Source organism: Streptomyces sp. McG3 (genome assembly GCF_018619185.1).
GTDB lineage: Bacteria > Actinomycetota > Actinomycetes > Streptomycetales > Streptomycetaceae > Streptomyces.
Map to the genome: position 1 here is coordinate 1 of NZ_JAAXYC010000177.1, position 15757 is coordinate 15757.

The 15757-nt window shown below is 72.2% G+C and carries 12 protein-coding genes; 9 read left to right on the forward strand and 3 right to left on the reverse strand.

What is annotated here, in order from left to right:
• Positions 1-42 precede the first annotated feature (42 nt).
• Both miaB and HET64_RS24940 read left to right on the forward strand, forming a co-directional pair.
• Positions 43-1587, forward strand: a complete 1545-nt coding sequence (miaB, locus tag HET64_RS24935) for a tRNA (N6-isopentenyl adenosine(37)-C2)-methylthiotransferase MiaB (RefSeq protein ID WP_285801903.1) — start codon at positions 43-45, stop codon at positions 1585-1587.
• A 214-nt stretch (positions 1588-1801) separates the two neighbouring features.
• On the forward strand, positions 1802-2521 hold the full coding sequence (locus HET64_RS24940) for a class III extradiol dioxygenase subunit B-like domain-containing protein (protein ID WP_215109160.1): 720 nt from the start codon (positions 1802-1804) through the stop codon (positions 2519-2521).
• A gap of 63 nt (positions 2522-2584) precedes the next feature.
• Here the strand turns inward: HET64_RS24940 and HET64_RS24945 are convergent, their stop codons facing one another.
• Positions 2585-2923, reverse strand: a complete 339-nt coding sequence (locus HET64_RS24945; protein ID WP_215109163.1) for an antitoxin — start codon at positions 2921-2923, stop codon at positions 2585-2587.
• 201 nt (positions 2924-3124) lie between these two features.
• On the opposite strand from HET64_RS24945, the gene miaA reads away from it, so the two are divergent.
• The 6 genes from miaA to hflX all read left to right on the forward strand — a co-directional run bounded on the left by miaA (position 3125) and on the right by hflX (position 11215).
• Positions 3125-4063, forward strand: a complete 939-nt coding sequence (gene miaA, locus HET64_RS24950; protein ID WP_215109164.1) for a tRNA (adenosine(37)-N6)-dimethylallyltransferase MiaA — start codon at positions 3125-3127, stop codon at positions 4061-4063.
• Between the two features lie 107 nt (positions 4064-4170).
• Entirely contained in the window at positions 4171-4623 is a 453-nt protein-coding gene (locus tag HET64_RS24955; protein WP_215109186.1) for a hypothetical protein, read from the forward strand.
• A 134-nt stretch (positions 4624-4757) separates the two neighbouring features.
• Positions 4758-5624, forward strand: a complete 867-nt coding sequence (dapF, locus tag HET64_RS24960) for a diaminopimelate epimerase (RefSeq protein ID WP_215109166.1) — start codon at positions 4758-4760, stop codon at positions 5622-5624.
• Positions 5625-5795: 171 nt separating this feature from the next.
• A complete protein-coding gene (locus HET64_RS24965) occupies positions 5796-7964 on the forward strand; it encodes a bifunctional (p)ppGpp synthetase/guanosine-3',5'-bis(diphosphate) 3'-pyrophosphohydrolase (RefSeq protein ID WP_215109168.1) in 2169 nt (722 codons plus the stop codon).
• 153 nt (positions 7965-8117) lie between these two features.
• Positions 8118-9563 (forward strand): M1 family metallopeptidase, encoded by a 1446-nt coding sequence (locus HET64_RS24970; protein WP_215109171.1) that lies wholly within the window; start codon positions 8118-8120, stop codon positions 9561-9563.
• A gap of 131 nt (positions 9564-9694) precedes the next feature.
• Complete coding sequence (hflX, locus tag HET64_RS24975; RefSeq protein WP_215109174.1) at positions 9695-11215, forward strand: GTPase HflX; 1521 nt, start codon at positions 9695-9697, stop codon at positions 11213-11215.
• Positions 11216-11312: 97 nt separating this feature from the next.
• Here the strand turns inward: hflX and HET64_RS24980 are convergent, their stop codons facing one another.
• The gene (locus HET64_RS24980) at positions 11313-12482 is read right to left on the reverse strand and encodes a serine protease (RefSeq protein ID WP_215109177.1); all 1170 of its coding nucleotides are present in this window, start codon (positions 12480-12482) and stop codon (positions 11313-11315) included.
• 250 nt (positions 12483-12732) lie between these two features.
• A complete protein-coding gene (locus HET64_RS24985; protein ID WP_215109180.1) occupies positions 12733-13902 on the reverse strand; it encodes a serine protease in 1170 nt (389 codons plus the stop codon).
• Positions 13903-14257: 355 nt separating this feature from the next.
• Between HET64_RS24985 and HET64_RS24990 the strand changes: the two genes are divergently transcribed.
• Positions 14258-15652, forward strand: a complete 1395-nt coding sequence (locus HET64_RS24990; RefSeq protein ID WP_215109182.1) for a diaminobutyrate--2-oxoglutarate transaminase family protein — start codon at positions 14258-14260, stop codon at positions 15650-15652.
• Positions 15653-15757 lie beyond the last annotated feature (105 nt).

Consider the following 15757-nt stretch of genomic DNA (forward strand, 5'->3'; position numbering starts at 1 on the left):
CCACCGGACGGAGCGCTCCGCCCCAGCCCTTACTCTGGACGGATGAGCGGGAACAACGTGGCGGGCGAAGTGGTGGACGGCGAGCAGACGCACGCGGGCGGCGTGAAGACGTACGAGGTGCGCACCTACGGGTGCCAGATGAACGTCCACGACTCCGAACGGCTGTCGGGTCTCCTGGAGGGCGCCGGCTACGTCCGGGCCCCCGAAGGCTCCGACGGTGACGCCGACGTCGTCGTCTTCAACACCTGCGCGGTGCGGGAGAACGCCGACAACAAGCTGTACGGAAACCTCGGCCGTCTCGCGCCCATGAAGACCAAGCGCCCCGGGATGCAGATCGCCGTCGGCGGCTGTCTCGCGCAGAAGGACCGCGACACCATTGTCAAGCGGGCCCCCTGGGTCGACGTCGTCTTCGGCACCCACAACATCGGCAAGCTGCCGGTACTCCTGGAGCGCGCCCGCATCCAGGAGGAGGCGCAGATCGAGATCGCCGAGTCCCTGGAGGCCTTCCCCTCCACGCTCCCCACCCGCCGCGAGTCCGCCTACGCCGCGTGGGTCTCCATCTCCGTCGGCTGCAACAACACCTGCACCTTCTGCATCGTCCCGGCGCTGCGCGGCAAGGAGAAGGACCGCCGCACCGGCGACATCCTGGCCGAGATCGAGGCCCTGGTGGCCGAGGGCGTCTCCGAGATCACCCTCCTCGGCCAGAACGTGAACGCGTACGGCTCCGACATCGGCGATCGCGAGGCCTTCTCCAAGCTGCTGCGCGCCTGCGGTGCCATAGAGGGCCTGGAGCGCGTCCGCTTCACCTCGCCGCACCCCCGCGACTTCACCGACGACGTCATCGCCGCCATGGCCGAGACGCCCAACGTGATGCCGCAGCTGCACATGCCGATGCAGTCCGGATCGGACACCATTCTGAAGGCGATGCGCCGCTCCTACCGCCAGGAGCGCTTCCTGGGAATCATCGAGAAGGTGCGCGCCGCGATGCCGGACGCCGCCATCTCCACCGACATCATCGTGGGCTTCCCCGGCGAGACGGAGGAGGACTTCGAGCAGACGATGCACGCCGTCCGCGAGGCGCGGTTCGCCAACGCGTTCACCTTCCAGTACTCCAAGCGCCCCGGGACCCCCGCCGCCGACATGGACGGCCAGATCCCCAAGGCGGTCGTCCAGGAGCGGTACATGCGCCTGTCCGCCCTCCAGGAGCAGATCTCCTGGGACGAGAACAAGAAGCAGGTCGGCCGCACCCTGGACGTGATGGTCGCGGAGGGCGAGGGCCGCAAGGACGGAGCCACCCGGCGCCTCTCCGGCCGCGCCCCCGACAACCGGCTGGTCCACTTCACGCAGCCCGAGAAGGCCGTACGCCCCGGTGACGTCGTGACCGTCGAGATCACCTACGCCGCCCCGCACCACCTGCTCGCCGAGGGCACACCGCTCGGCGTACGGTCCACCCGCGCGGGCGACGCCTGGGAGAAGCGCACCACCGAGGCCGCCGCCAAGCCCGCCGGAGTGATGCTCGGCCTCCCCGGTATCGGCGCCCCGGACCCGCTCCCGGCCACCGCGGCCCCGGCCTGCGGCATCGGCTGACGACCCGGGGCCGCTCAGCGGTCCCGGCCGGCCGGGACCGGCGGCAGCAGCCGGCCGCAGGCTCGGGGGAAGTAGCCGTCGGTCGCAGGCTCGGGCAGCAGCAGCAGCAGCCGTCGGCCCCGGCCCACGGGTCCGGCGGATCGGCCCCGGCCCACGGGTCCCGCGCGGCCGACCGGCCCCCGGCCTCCGGCTGACGACAAGTACGCTGACCGGCATGCTTGTCGCCGCCGCCGTGTGCCCCTGTCCGCCGCTCCTGGTGCCCGAGGTCGCCGCCGGGGCCGCTCCCGAGCTCGACGCGGCGCGTGACGCGTGCCTCGACGCCGTGGGGGTGCTGGCCGCCTCGCGCCCGGACCTGCTCGTCGTCGTGGGACCGGGCGACGACCGGTCCGCCGGGCCCCACCCGGCAGCGGCGCGCGGCTCCTTCCGGGGCGTCGGCGTGGACCTCGACGTGACGCTCGGCGACGCACCGCGGGACGCCGCAGCCCCGGACCGGCCGCTGCCGCAGTCCCTCACCGTGGGCGCCTGGCTGCTCGGCCGGGCCCGATGGGCGGGCGCTCTTGTCGAGGGGTTCGCCGTGGCGGAGAGCGAGGCCGCCCCGGACTGCGCGGTGGTCGGACACTCCCTCGCCCGGCGCGCGGAACGGGTCGCGCTCCTGGTGATGGGCGACGGCAGCGCCTGCCGCACCCTCAAGGCCCCCGGCTATCTCGACGAGCGGGCCGCCGCCTTCGACGCCCGCGCCACAGAAGCGCTCGGCTCCGCGGACCTCGACGCCCTCGCGGCGCTGGACGCGGCGCTCGCCCGTGAACTCAAGGCGGCCGGACGTGCCCCCTGGCAGCTGCTCGGCGGCGCCGCGCGGGACGCCGGACTCGCCGGCCGGCTGCTGTACGAGGACGCCCCGTACGGCGTGGGCTACACCGTCGCCGCCTGGTCCTGAACAGACCGGCGGCGGGCACGGAGCACTCGGCCCCGTACCCGCCGCCGGTCCGCGGGCACCGTGTCAGGAAACGGGCGGCGGCGGCTTAGGGGTGTTGCCGGGGGTGCCGGGGGCACCGGGCGTGCCGGAGGTGCCGGGCGTACCAGGGGTGCCGGGCGTGCCGGAGGTGCCGGGCGTACCAGGGGTACCCCCGTCCTTGTTCCCCAGCTTGTCCACGGCTTCCTTGGCCTTGCGCGTCCCCGAATCGATCTTGTCGCTGTACTTGCCCTTGGTCTTCTGGTCGACCGTGCGCGCGGCCTTGTCGAGGCCCTGCTCGATCTTGCCCCCGTGCTGCTGCGCGAGGTCGCCGACCTTGTCCTTGGCCGGCCCCAGCTTGGCCTTCAGGTTGTCCAGGAACCCCATTGGGTCACCTTCCGTGCAGTGAGGACTGTTCGCGGGAGCGTTCTCCCGCCCCCATTGTCCGTCACTTGTCCGTTCTTGCCGTTTTTACACGCCTCATGGCGCTTCCCCGGCGCTTCCTTGACGTCGCTCTCCGCGCACGGTCGTGCCCTCACGGACACCCGGTGTGGTCGGGAGGGCACGGATATTTGGGAGACTGTCCGGGTGACCCCTCCCGTTTCCGCCCCCCGCGTCATCACCGTCGTAGGCCCCACCGCAGCCGGAAAGTCGGATCTGGGGGTCTTTCTCGCCCAGCGGCTCGGCGGCGAGGTGATCAACGCCGATTCCATGCAGCTCTACCGGGGCATGGACATCGGCACCGCGAAGCTGACGCTCCCCGAGCGCGACGGCGTGCCGCACCGGCTGCTGGACATCTGGGACGTCACCGAGACCGCCAGCGTCGCCGAGTACCAGCGACTGGCCCGCCGGGAGATCGACCGACTGCTCGCCGAGGGGCGCACGCCGATCCTCGTCGGCGGCTCCGGGCTGTACGTGAAGGGCGCCATCGACGCCCTGGAGTTCCCCGGTACGGACCCCGAGGTGCGCGCCCGCCTCGAAGCGGAGCTGGCCGAGCGCGGCTCGGGCGTCCTGCACGAACGCCTCGCCGCCGCCGACCCGGATGCCGCCCGGTCCATCCTGGCGAGCAACGGCCGTCGCATCGTCCGCGCCCTCGAAGTCATCGAGATCACCGGCAAGCCGTTCACCGCCAACCTCCCCGGCGACGAGCCGGTCTACGACGCCGTGCAGATCGGCGTCGACGTGGACCGCCCCGAACTGGATGAGCGCATCGCCCTGCGCGTCGACCGGATGTGGGAGGCGGGGCTCGTGGACGAGGTGCGCGCCCTGGAGGCGTCCGGGCTGCGCGAGGGCCTCACCGCCTCGCGGGCCCTCGGCTACCAGCAGATCCTCGCGGTGCTCGCGGGGGAGTGCACCGAGGACGACGCGCGGGCCGAGACGGTACGCGCCACCAAGCGCTTCGCCCGCCGTCAGGACTCCTGGTTCCGCCGTGACGCGCGCGTCGTGTGGCTCGGCGGCGGACACCGTGACCGGGGGGAACTCCCCCACCGGGCGCTGACGTTGATCGAACGAGCGGTCACAGCCTGATCACGTGATGGCATCGGGAAGCTCCGCCCGTCAATTCGGCACCCGTGATCGTGCCATCATCGAGCATCGATCCATCAGTGGAGTCCGAGTTGGGAGGGCGCGTGGCGATGGAGGCCGGCCCTCGCGACACGGAGCAGCGCGACACAGAGCACGACGTGCCGTCACCGCGGGAGACCGCGGGACGGCTGAGTCCTGACGGACCCGACGAGCAGGACGTGACCCCCGAGGTCGAGGTCGAGCTGCGGCCCACCCGCAAGCTGCGGATCTGGCAGCTCGCCCCCATCGTCGTCCTGGCCGCGGTCGGCTCACTGATGTTCGCCTTTCCCCTCGCCTTCGAGTTCGGTGACGGTGGCGCCATCGTCGCCATGCTGGGGCTCCTGATCAGCTGCTGCGCGGCAGGCTGGGGCATGATGGCCGCCCGCCGAGTCGGGCACACCTGGCCGGGCCTGCCCTCCCGCGGCTCCGGCGTCCGCCCCGACTGGCGGGTGATCGCGCTGTACGTGGCGACCGGCGCCGCCCTGGTCGCCCTCGCCGTCTGGCGCGTGGCCCGACTGCGCTGACGGCGGGACGCGCGCTGCGCCGGGCCCGCCCGCGCGGCTCACGGGCCCGGGCGCCGGGGGCCCTGTGCCGGTCGCGGACCCGGCCGCCGGGTCCGCTCGTGCGGGGTGTCGGCGCCGCCTCGTACAGTTGGCCTGTGAGCACCTCGCAGATCGCCTTCCTCAAGGGTCACGGCACCGAGAACGATTTCGTGATCGTCCCGGACCCGGACAACGCCCTCACGCTGCCCGCCGCCGTCGTCGCCCGGCTCTGCGACCGCCGGGCCGGCATCGGCGGGGACGGCCTGTTGCACGTCGTGCGGTCCGCCGCGCACCCCGAGGCGCGCTCCATGGCGGACGCGGCCGAGTGGTTCATGGACTACCGCAACGCGGACGGCTCGATCGCCGAGATGTGCGGCAACGGCGTGCGCGTCTTCGCCCACTACCTCCAGCGCGCCGGCCTCGTCGAGGAGGGCGACCTCACCGTCGCCACCCGGGGCGGCCCCAAGCGCGTGCACCTCGCGAAGAACGGCGAGATCACGGTCTCCATGGGACGCGCCCTGCTGCCCGGGGCGAGCGTCACGGTCAGCGTCGGCGACCGCAGCTGGCCCGCCCGCAACGTCAACATGGGCAACCCGCACGCGGTCGCCTTCGTCGACGACCTCGACCACGCCGGCGACCTGTTCACCGCCCCGTCCGTCAGCCCCGGGGCCGTCTACCCCGACGGCGTCAACGTCGAGTTCGTCGTCGACCGGGGCCCGCGCCACGTCGGCATGCGCGTCCACGAGCGCGGCTCCGGCGAGACCCGCTCCTGCGGCACCGGCGCCTGCGCGGTCGCCGTCGCCACCGCCCGCCGGGACGGCGCCGACCCCGCGACGACCGGCCTCCCCGCCACCTACCGGGTGGACCTCCCCGGCGGCACCCTCGTCATCACCGAGCACCCCGACGGCGCGATCGACATGACCGGACCCGCGGTGATCGTCGCCGAGGGCGTCATCGACCCGGTCTGGCTCGAAACCTCCTGAGGAGTGGCTCGCTCGAAACGATGACCGGCCCGAGCTTCGCTCGAATGGGTGATCCGTTTCACGCTGGGCGAGAGCTGGACTGCGCCACGTGGTGGGGTCGATAGCATCAAGCACCGGCCCCGAGGGGCATCCGCTTCTCCCCAGCGCCGGTCGACGTCGCCGGAGGTGCCCATGAGTGCAGAGGCCGCCGATCCGGGCGCTCCCCTTCGCAGGCGGAGCCGCCCCCGGATCGATCTGCGCAGACTGGGCCGGGTGGCACTGCGCGGCCCGGTCTCCCGCGACCGGCTGCCCGACGCCATCGGCCATGTCGCCGAGGCACACCGCGCCCACCACCCCGACGCCGACCTGACCATCCTGCGCCGGGCGTACGTCCTCGCGGAGTCCTCGCACCGCGGCCAGATGCGCAAGAGCGGCGAGCCGTACATCACCCATCCGCTGGCGGTCACCCTGATCCTCGCGGAGCTGGGCGCCGAGACCACCACCCTCACCGCCTCCCTGCTCCACGACACCGTCGAGGACACCGAGGTGACGCTCGATCAGGTGAAGGAGCAGTTCGGCGACGAGGTCTGTTATCTCGTCGACGGCGTGACGAAGCTGGAGAAGGTCGACTACGGCGCCGCCGCCGAACCGGAGACCTTCCGCAAGATGCTCGTCGCCACCGGCAACGACGTCCGGGTCATGTCGATCAAGCTCGCGGACCGGCTGCACAACATGCGCACCCTCGGCGTGATGCGCCCCGAGAAACAGGCCAGGATCGCCAAGGTCACCCGGGACGTCCTCATCCCGCTCGCCGAACGGCTCGGCGTGCAGGCGCTCAAGACCGAGCTGGAGGACCTGGTCTTCGCGATCCTGCACCCCGAGGAGTACGAGCACACCCGCGCCCTGATCGCCGCCGCGGCAGGCCCGGACGACCCCCTCGACACCATCGCCGACAACGTACGGGGCACCCTGCGCGACGCGGGCATCAGCGCCGAAGTCCTCATCAGGCCGCGCCACTTCGTCTCCGTGCACCGGGTCCGCCGGAAACGCGGCGAACTGCGCGGCACCGACTTCGGCCGGCTGCTCGTCCTGGTCGGCGAGGACGCCGACTGCTACGCCGTCCTCGGTGAACTGCACACCTGCTTCACCCCGGTGATCTCCGAGTTCAAGGACTTCATCGCCGCCCCCAAGTTCAACCTGTACCAGTCGCTGCACACCGCCGTCGTCGGCCCCGGAGGTGCCGTCGCCGAAGTCCTCATCCGTACGCACCGGATGCACAAGGTCGCCGAGGCGGGCGTCGTCGCCCTGGGCAACCCGTACGCCCAGGACCACGCCGTCACCTCGCCCAGCGAGCCGTCCGACGAGCGCGCCGACCCGACCCGGCCCGGCTGGCTCTCCCGGCTGCTGGACTGGCAGGAGTCCGCCACCGACCCCGACACCTTCTGGACCACCCTGCGCCACGATCTCGCCCAGGACCGCGAGATCACCGTGTTCCGCACCGACGGAGGCACCCTCGGGCTGCCCGCCGGGGCCAGCTGCGTCGACGCCGCCTACGCGCAGTACGGCGACCGGGCGCACACCTCCATCGGAGCCCGGGTCAACGGCCGCCTCGCCACCCTGAGCACCGTTCTCAGCGACGGCGACACCGTGCAACTGCTGCTCGCCCAGGACACCGCCTCCGGCCCCTCGCCCGACTGGCTCGACCACGCGCGCACCCCCACCGCCCGGATCGCGATCACCGGCTGGCTCACCGACCACCCCGACGAGGCGAAGCCCACCCCCTCGACCATGACGTCCGTGGACGCGGTCGGACCCGGCCCGGCCGAGCCCGCCGCCCCCGAGCGCGACGCCCAGGCCCCCGCGCCGGCGCGCACCCGGTCCGGCCCCCGCGCCACCGGGGTTCTCGTCGACGGCCCGGACGCGCCGGTGCGCCTCGCCGGCTGCTGTACACCGGTGCCCCCCGACGAGCTGACCGGCTTCGTCGTCCGCGGTGGCACCGTCACCGTGCATCGCCGCGAGTGCCCCGCCGTGGCCGCCATGCAGGAGATCGGCCGCGCCCCGGTCGGGGCCCGCTGGGCCGACGCGGAGGGCCGGGAATCCGACGCGGGCTGCCGGGTCACCCTGGTCGCCGAGTCCTTCGGCCGCCCCCGGCTCCTCGCCGACCTCACCGAGGCCATCGCCACAGCCGAGGCGGCGATCGTCTCCGCCACCGTGGAACCGCCCAGCGAGCAGCGCGTCCGCCACACCTACACCCTCCAGCTCCCCGACGCCGCGGGCCTTCCCGCCCTCATGCGGGCCATGCGCGAGGTCGCCGGGGTCTACGACGTCAGCCGCGCCCAGCATCCGGCCCCGGCCGGCTGAGCCGCCCCCATGGGAGCGGCGCGCACCGGAAGCGGCCCGAAGCGGCGGGCGCCGGCCGGCCGAACCGCTCCTCCCACGCGTGGGCCGTTCTCGTTCGAGTGGTGCGGCGCGCGGCTCCCCGGCCGGGCGGCGTCGCGCTGATAGCGGTAGTCCATGCCGCTCCTCACCCGCCGCCTGCGCGCCGCCCTGCTGGCGACCGCCTCGGTCACCCTCGTCGCCGCCGCTCTGCCAGCCCCCGAGCCCCTGGGCATCGGCGACCGGCTCTTCCCCGAGCTGGGCAACCCCGGATACGACGTCCTCGCGTACGACATCGCCTTCACGTACCACGGCCGCAACACCGAGCCCCTGGACGCGGTCACGAAGATCAGGGCCCGCACCACCGCCCCGCTGGACCGGATCAACCTCGACTTCGCCCGGGGCGCCGTCCAGGGGGTCGAGGTCAACGGACTTGCCGCCGACTTCGGCAGCAAGAACGAGGACCTGGTCGTCCAGGCCCCCCGCCGGCTTCCTGCGGGCGTACCGCTGAACATCACAGTCCGGCACACCAGTGACCCGAGCGGATCCGGGGACGACGGCGGCTGGGTCCGCACCGCCGACGGTCTCGCCATGGCCAACCAGGCCGACGCCGCCCACCGCGTCTTCCCCGGCAACGACCATCCCTCCGACAAGGCCTACTTCACCTTCCGGATCACCGCCCCCGAGAAGCTGACGGCGGTCGCGGCCGGCCTGCCCGCGGGGAAGATCCGGCGCGGGGCCACGACCACCTGGACCTACCGCACCGAGCACCCCATGGCGACCGAGCTGGCCCAGGTCTCCATCGGCAGCTCCGCCGTGCTGCACCGCACCGGCCCCCACGGACTGCCGGTGCGCGACGTCGTCCCGGCCGCCGACCGGAAGAAGCTGGAACCCTGGCTGAAGAAGACCCCGGCCCAGCTGGAGTGGATGGAGAAGCAGGTCGGCCGCTATCCCTTCGAGACGTACGGGGTGCTCGTCGCCGACAGCCCCATCGGCTTCGCCCTGGAGACCCAGACGCTGTCCCTGTTCGGGAAGTCCTTCTTCACCGAGCCCGGCTACCCGGAGTGGTACGTCGACTCGGTGATGATCCACGAACTGGCCCACCAGTGGTTCGGCGACAGCGTCTCGCCCGCGAGCTGGTCCGACCTGTGGCTCAACGAAGGACACGCCAGCTGGTACGAGGCCCGGTACGCCGAGGAGAACGGCGGCGGAACCCTGGAGCGGCGGATGCGCGAGGCGTACAAGCTCTCCGACGGCTGGCGCGCGGACGGCGGCCCTCCGGCGCACCCGGACGGCCCGGCCCCGGGGCAGAAGCTCAGCCTGTTCCGGCCGGTCATGTACGACGGGAGCGCGCTGGTGCTCTACGCCCTGCGCCAGGAGATCGGCGAGGCCGCCTTCGACCGGCTGGAGCGCACCTGGGTCCGGGTGCACCGGGACTCCACGGCGACCACCGCGGACTTCACCCGGCTGGCGTCCGGTATCGCGGGCCGTGACCTGTCCGCCTTCTTCGACGGCTGGCTGTACGGCGAGAAGACCCCGACGATGCCGGGCCACCCCGACTGGAGCAGCGCGAAACCCGCGTGACGGGCCCGGTGGGGCCGTGCCACTATCGACGCGTCGGCGCGGCGGACCGTCCCGGAGATCCCGGCAGGGAATCATCCGGGAAGATCACACGTTGTGACTGGCGTAAAGACTTCTATTGACGTAAGGATCCAATGACCTCCTCTTCTTCCCTTCCCCAGGACGCGCAGAACGCGCAGAGCGCCACGGAGAACACCACCGAGAGCCTCACCGAGAGCCTTCGGGCCGACGCCCTGATGGAAGAGGACGTCGCCTGGAGCCAGGAGATCGACGGAGCACGGGACGGCGATCAGCTGGACCGCTCCGAGCGTGCCGCGCTGCGACGCGTGGCCGGTCTCTCCACGGAGCTCGAAGACGTCACCGAGGTCGAGTACCGCCAGCTGCGCCTGGAGCGCGTGGTGCTGGTGGGCGTCTGGACCTCGGGGACGGTGCGCGACGCGGAGATCTCCCTCGCGGAGCTCGCCGCACTCGCCGAGACGGCGGGCGCCCAGGTGCTGGACGCGGTGTACCAGCGACGCGACAAGCCGGACCCGGCCACCTACATCGGCTCGGGCAAGGCGCTGGAGCTGCGGGACATCGTGCTCGAATCCGGTGCCGACACCGTCGTCTGCGACGGTGAGCTGAGCCCCGGCCAGCTGATCCACCTGGAAGACGTCGTCAAGGTGAAGGTGGTCGACCGGACCGCCCTGATCCTCGACATCTTCGCCCAGCACGCCAAGTCCCGTGAGGGCAAGGCGCAGGTCTCGCTGGCCCAGATGCAGTACATGCTGCCGCGGCTGCGCGGCTGGGGTCAGTCGCTCTCCCGTCAGATGGGCGGCGGCGGTTCCAGCGGCGGTGGCGGCATGGCCACCCGTGGTCCCGGTGAGACCAAGATCGAGACAGACCGGCGACGGATCCGCGAGAAGATGGCGAAGATGCGCCGGGAGATCGCGGAGATGAAGACCGGCCGCGAGATCAAGCGCCAGGAGCGCAAGCGCAACAAGGTGCCTTCCGTCGCCATCGCCGGATACACCAACGCGGGCAAGTCCTCGCTGCTCAACCGCCTGACCGGGGCCGGCGTCCTGGTGGAGAACGCGCTGTTCGCCACCCTGGACCCGACCGTCCGCCGGGCCGAGACGCCGAGCGGCCGCATCTACACCCTGGCCGACACCGTCGGGTTCGTCCGGCATCTGCCGCACCACCTGGTCGAGGCGTTCCGCTCCACCATGGAGGAGGTCGGCGAGTCCGATCTCATCCTCCACGTGGTGGACGGATCCCACCCGGTGCCGGAGGAGCAGCTCGCCGCGGTGCGCGAGGTGATCCGGGACGTCGGCGCGGTGAATGTGCGCGAGATCGTCGTGATCAACAAGGCGGACGCGGCGGACCCCCTGGTCCTCCAGCGACTGCTGCGCAACGAGAAGCACGCCATCACGGTCTCGGCCAGGACCGGCGCCGGAATCGACGAGCTGCTCGCGCTCATCGACGCCGAGCTGCCCCGGCCGTCCGTCGAGATCGAGGTGCTCGTGCCGTACATCCAGGGGGCTCTGGTCTCCCGGGTGCACGCCGAGGGCGAGGTGCTCTCCGAGGAGCACACCGCCGAGGGCACCCTGCTCAAGGCCCAGGTCCACGAGGAGCTGGCCGCGGAGCTCGGGACCTTCGTCCCCGCCGCGCACTGACGTATCCGGGACCGCCCGACAGCTCGAAGGCCCGGCCCCCCGAACTCTCCGGAGAGTTCGGGGGGCCGGGCCTTCGGCGCGCGGTCGCCGGCCGGGGTTACCGGCCGGCGAACCTGTCGCTCATCGTCGTGAAGGTGCGCCGGGCGTCGTCATCGAGACGGGGGCCCGCCAGCCAGCCCGAAGTGACCGGGCCGATCGAGGTGTTGGACACCAGCATCGACTTCCCGTCCGGTCCGGCGACGAACCAGCCGCCACCGGAGGAACCGCCGGTCATCGTGCAGCCGATCCGGTACATGGTCGGGGTCCCCGGGGCGATCGAGAGCCGGCCGGGCCGGTCGACGCACTGGTGCATCAGCAGACCGTCGTACGGCGGACCGGCCGGGTAGCCCCAGGCGCCCATGCCGCTGATCTGCTGGATCTCCGGAGCGTCGAAGGAGACCGGCAGCGCGTTGCCGACCGTCTCCTCCAGCGACTTCGTCCCCTTCTCGGGCTTCACGTGCAGGACCGCGTAGTCGTACGGCGCACCGGCGCCACCCGTCGGGCCGCCGCCGGAGATCCACTCGCCGGAGGACGCGGCCCAGTCCGCCCAGTAGGTGCCGTACGGGGCGACTTCCTGCGGCTGCGCGGTCCGCAGCCGCGCCGCGTCTTTGCCCTGGTCGTTGTACGAGGGAACGAAGACGATGTTGCGGTACCAGCCGCCGCCCGCGCCCGCGTGCACGCAGTGTCCGGCGGTCCACACGAGGTTGGACTTCCCGGGGTTCTTCGGGTCCTTCACGACCGTGCCCGAGCAGACCATGGAGCCCTCGGGGGAGTCGAAGAAGACCTTGCCGACCGGGGCGGCGTGCCGGTGGTACGGCGTCTTCTCCGGTTTGGCACGCACCGGTGCGGGCTCCGGATCGCTGACGTCCTGCCCGGCGGTGAGGTCACCGGCCGCCATCGTCTTGGCGGGCTCGTCGGCCGCGGCCATCCGGTCCGGCTTCCACAGGCCGTCGATGACCGGGTTGACGAAGTCCTCGGCCTTGCGGAGCCACGTGTCCTTGTCCCAGTTCTTCCACTCCCCGTCCTTCCACTTCTCCGGGTCCACCCCGTGCTTCTCCAGGGCGTCGCCCAGTTCACCGGGAAGTCCGGCGGCGGGGTCCTTCTCCGCCGCCGGACCGGTGGCCGACGGTTTCGCGGCGGCGTCCTCGTCCGGTCCGCAGGCCGTGGCCGTCAGTGTGAGCGCCGCGACGAGGCCGGTCGCGGCCAGCAGCGGACGTATCGATCGCATGGAAGAGATCCCCCTGGAAACCTGAGTCGTGCGGTTGTGCGCCTACGCGGTCGTGCGGTTGAACGCGGAGCGGTGGTGCGGTTGTTCGCGTGCGCGGTCGTGCATTCTGTCATGTGCTTGTCATGCGTGATGCCGGGGTCCGCCGTGCATCGACCGCGGCCCCCGGCCGGCTGCTGCCGTACCGGGGGCCGCGGACGACATCCGTGATTCCGCCATTCCGCGCGGAGGGTTCGTCGCCGAAGGGCGGGACCTACTGGCCCGCGTACTTCTCGCTCACCGCGCGGTAGATGCCCTCGGCCTCCTTGCCGAGCCGGGGCCCGGCCAGCCAGCCCGCGGTGACGGGGCCGATCGAGGTGTTCGAGACCAGGGCGGGCTTGCCGTCCTGCCCCGCCGCGACCCAGCCGCCGCCGGAGGAACCGCCGGTCATCGTGCAGCCGACGCGGTACATCGTGGGCTGGTCCTGGAAGACGGAGAGCCGGCCCGGCTTGTCCTCGCACTGGAGCAGCTTCTGACCGTCGAACGGTGGCGCGGCCGGGTAACCCGTGGCCGTCATGGCGTCGATCTCCGGTACGGCGGGAGCGTTGAACTCGACCGGCAGCGCCGAACCGACCGTCTCCTCCAGCGACTTGCCGCCCGCGCCCTTCTCCGGCGTCACATGCAGCACCGCGAAGTCGTACGGGGCGCCCTGGCCGCCGACGGCCGCGCCCTCGGCGATCCACTGCTCGGAGGTCTGGGCCCACTGGCCCCACCACACCCCGTAGGGAGCGATCTTCTCCTTGGGCGCTGTCTCCAGCTCGGCCAGCGACAGGCCGTCGTTGTTGTACGCCGGGACGAAGGCGATGTTGCGGTACCAACCGCCCTTCTTGCCCGCGTGCACACAGTGCCCGGCGGTCCACACCATGTTGGACTTGCCGGGGTTCGCCGGGTCCTTCACCACGGTCGCGGAACAGACCATCGAGCCCTGCGGGCCGTCGAAGAGCAGCTTCCCGGACTCGGGGGCGTTGTCGTGGTACGGCGTCGCGACTCCGGCGGCCTGGACCGGAGCCGGCGTCGGGTCCGTCACGCCGTCGTCGCCCGAGATGTCGTTGTCGACCGGGTTCTCCGGGGGCTTGTCGGCCTCCCGCATCCGGTCCGGGTCCCACAGACCGTCGATGATCGGGTTGACGAAGTCCTTGGCCTCACGCAGCCACTTGTCCTTGTCCCAGTTCTTCCACTCCCCGTCCCGCCACTTGTCGGGGTCGATCCCGTGCTCCTTGAGACGGTTCTTGAGGTCGTCCGGGATGGCGACCTTGCCGTCGGACGACTGGTCGGCCGAGGCGCTGGGCGTACCGCCCGCGTTGTCCTCCTCCGGACCGCACGCCGTGGCGGTGAGCGCCAGCACGGCGGCGACGGCGGTCGCGGCGAGCGCGGAGGAGGGCATGCGCCGTGCGCGCCTCCCGCGCCGTGCGGTATCGGTCGGGCGAATGGGTCGCATCTCGTGATCCCCCTGGGACTTCGTCACTCGGTACTCGTACTGCGTTACGGACACTTCGGGCGCCGGAGCAGATGCTTCCGCGCCGCTGTGCGGCCCCCACTATGCCGGTGCCGATGGGGACGGTACGCGGCAGGTCCGCGGTTCCGTCGCCGCGAGGATGTTCCGATTTACCCGTGATCCATCGCGGACGGCGTCGTTGGTACGTACGGGGGGCACCAGGACAGCGTTCACGGCCTTGGTCCGTCCGCGCGAAAACGTACCGACGTGCAACGCAACTGTTACCGCAGGAGGATCAAGAGCCGTGTCCGTGACCGAACCCGCACCGGTGGCGCCGCCCTCCGCACACGAGGGCATCCTCCGCCGCCAGACCCTGCGCGAATCGGCGGCCCGCACCTACGCGCGGTCCCTGCCGATCGTCCCGGTTCGCGCCCGCGGGCTCACCATCGAGGGCGCGGACGGACGCCGCTACCTCGACTGTCTGTCGGGCGCCGGCACCCTGGCCCTCGGGCACAACCACCCCGTCGTGCTCGAAGCCATCCGGAAGGTCATCGACTCCGGCGCGCCCCTGCACGTGCTGGACCTCGCCACCCCGGTCAAGGACGCCTTCACCACCGAGCTGTTCTCCACCCTGCCGCGGGAGTTCGCCGACAACGCCCGCATCCAGTTCTGCGGCCCCGCCGGTACGGACGCCGTCGAGGCCGCGTTCAAACTGGTCCGCGCCGCGACCGGGCGCACCGGCCTGCTGACCTTCACCGGCGCCTACCACGGCATGACCGCCGGGGCCCTGGAGGCATCCGGCGGCGCCACCGACGTAAGGGTGACCCGGCTGCCCTTCCCACAGGACTACCGCTGCCCGTTCGGGACCGGCGGCGAGCGCGGCGCCGCGCTCGCCGCCCGCTGGACCGAACACCTGCTGGACGACCGCAAGGGCGGGGTCCCGGCCCCGGCGGGAATGATCGTGGAGCCGGTCCAGGGCGAGGGCGGCGTCAATCCCGCCCCCGACTCCTGGCTGCGCCGCATGCGCGGCATCACCGAGGACCGCTCCATCCCCCTCATCGCCGACGAGGTGCAGACCGGGGTCGGCAGGACCGGCGCCTTCTGGGCCGTCGAGCACAGCGGCGTCGTGCCCGACGTCATGGTCCTCTCCAAGGCGATCGGCGGCTCCCTGCCGCTGGCCGTGATCGTCTACCGCGCTGAACTGGATCTTTGGCAGCCGGGCGCCCACGCGGGTACGTTTCGTGGCAACCAGCTCGCCATGGCGGCGGGCGCGGCCACGCTCGCGTACGTCAGGGAGAACCAACTGGCGGACCGCGCTGCGGTCCTGGGGGCCCGGATGCTCGCCCGTCTGAGGGAGCTGCGGGCACATCACCCGGGAATCGGTGACGTACGGGGGCGTGGACTGATGATCGGCATGGAGCTGGTGGATCCCGAGCGCGCGCCCCTGCCCGCCGAGGCGGGCGACGACCACCCCGCCCCGCCGCCGGACCCGGCCCTCGCCCTCGCCGTCCAGCAGGAATGTCTGCGGCGCGGCCTCATCGTCGAACTGGGCGGCCGCCACAACGCCGTGGTCCGCCTCCTGCCGCCCCTCACCCTCACCGACGAGCAGGCGAGTGCCGTCGTCGACCGTCTCGCCGACGCGCTGGCAGCCGCGACACGCTCCCCGCACCGTCGGACCACCGCCGGGCCGACCACCTGAACCCGGAATCCCCACAAGGAAGAACGCCGTGAACCCCACCCCCGCGTCCGAGGCCGACGGCCACGGCACCCCCCAGCACCGAGGGCAGGACGGACCGGCCGCCCC

Excerpts from the sequence above, each read along its gene's own strand:
- HET64_RS24980 (WP_215109177.1), bottom strand. The coding sequence starts at position 12,482 with ATGCGATCGATACGTCCGCTGCTGGCCGCGACCGGCCTCGTCGCGGCG.
- miaB (WP_285801903.1), top strand. The coding sequence starts at position 43 with ATGAGCGGGAACAACGTGGCGGGCGAAGTGGTGGACGGCGAGCAGACG.
- HET64_RS24940 (WP_215109160.1), top strand. The coding sequence starts at position 1,802 with ATGCTTGTCGCCGCCGCCGTGTGCCCCTGTCCGCCGCTCCTGGTGCCC.
- HET64_RS24945 (WP_215109163.1), bottom strand. The coding sequence starts at position 2,923 with ATGGGGTTCCTGGACAACCTGAAGGCCAAGCTGGGGCCGGCCAAGGAC.
- HET64_RS24955 (WP_215109186.1), top strand. The coding sequence starts at position 4,171 with ATGGAGGCCGGCCCTCGCGACACGGAGCAGCGCGACACAGAGCACGAC.
- HET64_RS24965 (WP_215109168.1), top strand. The coding sequence starts at position 5,796 with ATGAGTGCAGAGGCCGCCGATCCGGGCGCTCCCCTTCGCAGGCGGAGC.
- HET64_RS24985 (WP_215109180.1), bottom strand. The coding sequence starts at position 13,902 with ATGCCCTCCTCCGCGCTCGCCGCGACCGCCGTCGCCGCCGTGCTGGCG.
- hflX (WP_215109174.1), top strand. The coding sequence starts at position 9,695 with ATGACCTCCTCTTCTTCCCTTCCCCAGGACGCGCAGAACGCGCAGAGC.
- HET64_RS24970 (WP_215109171.1), top strand. The coding sequence starts at position 8,118 with ATGCCGCTCCTCACCCGCCGCCTGCGCGCCGCCCTGCTGGCGACCGCC.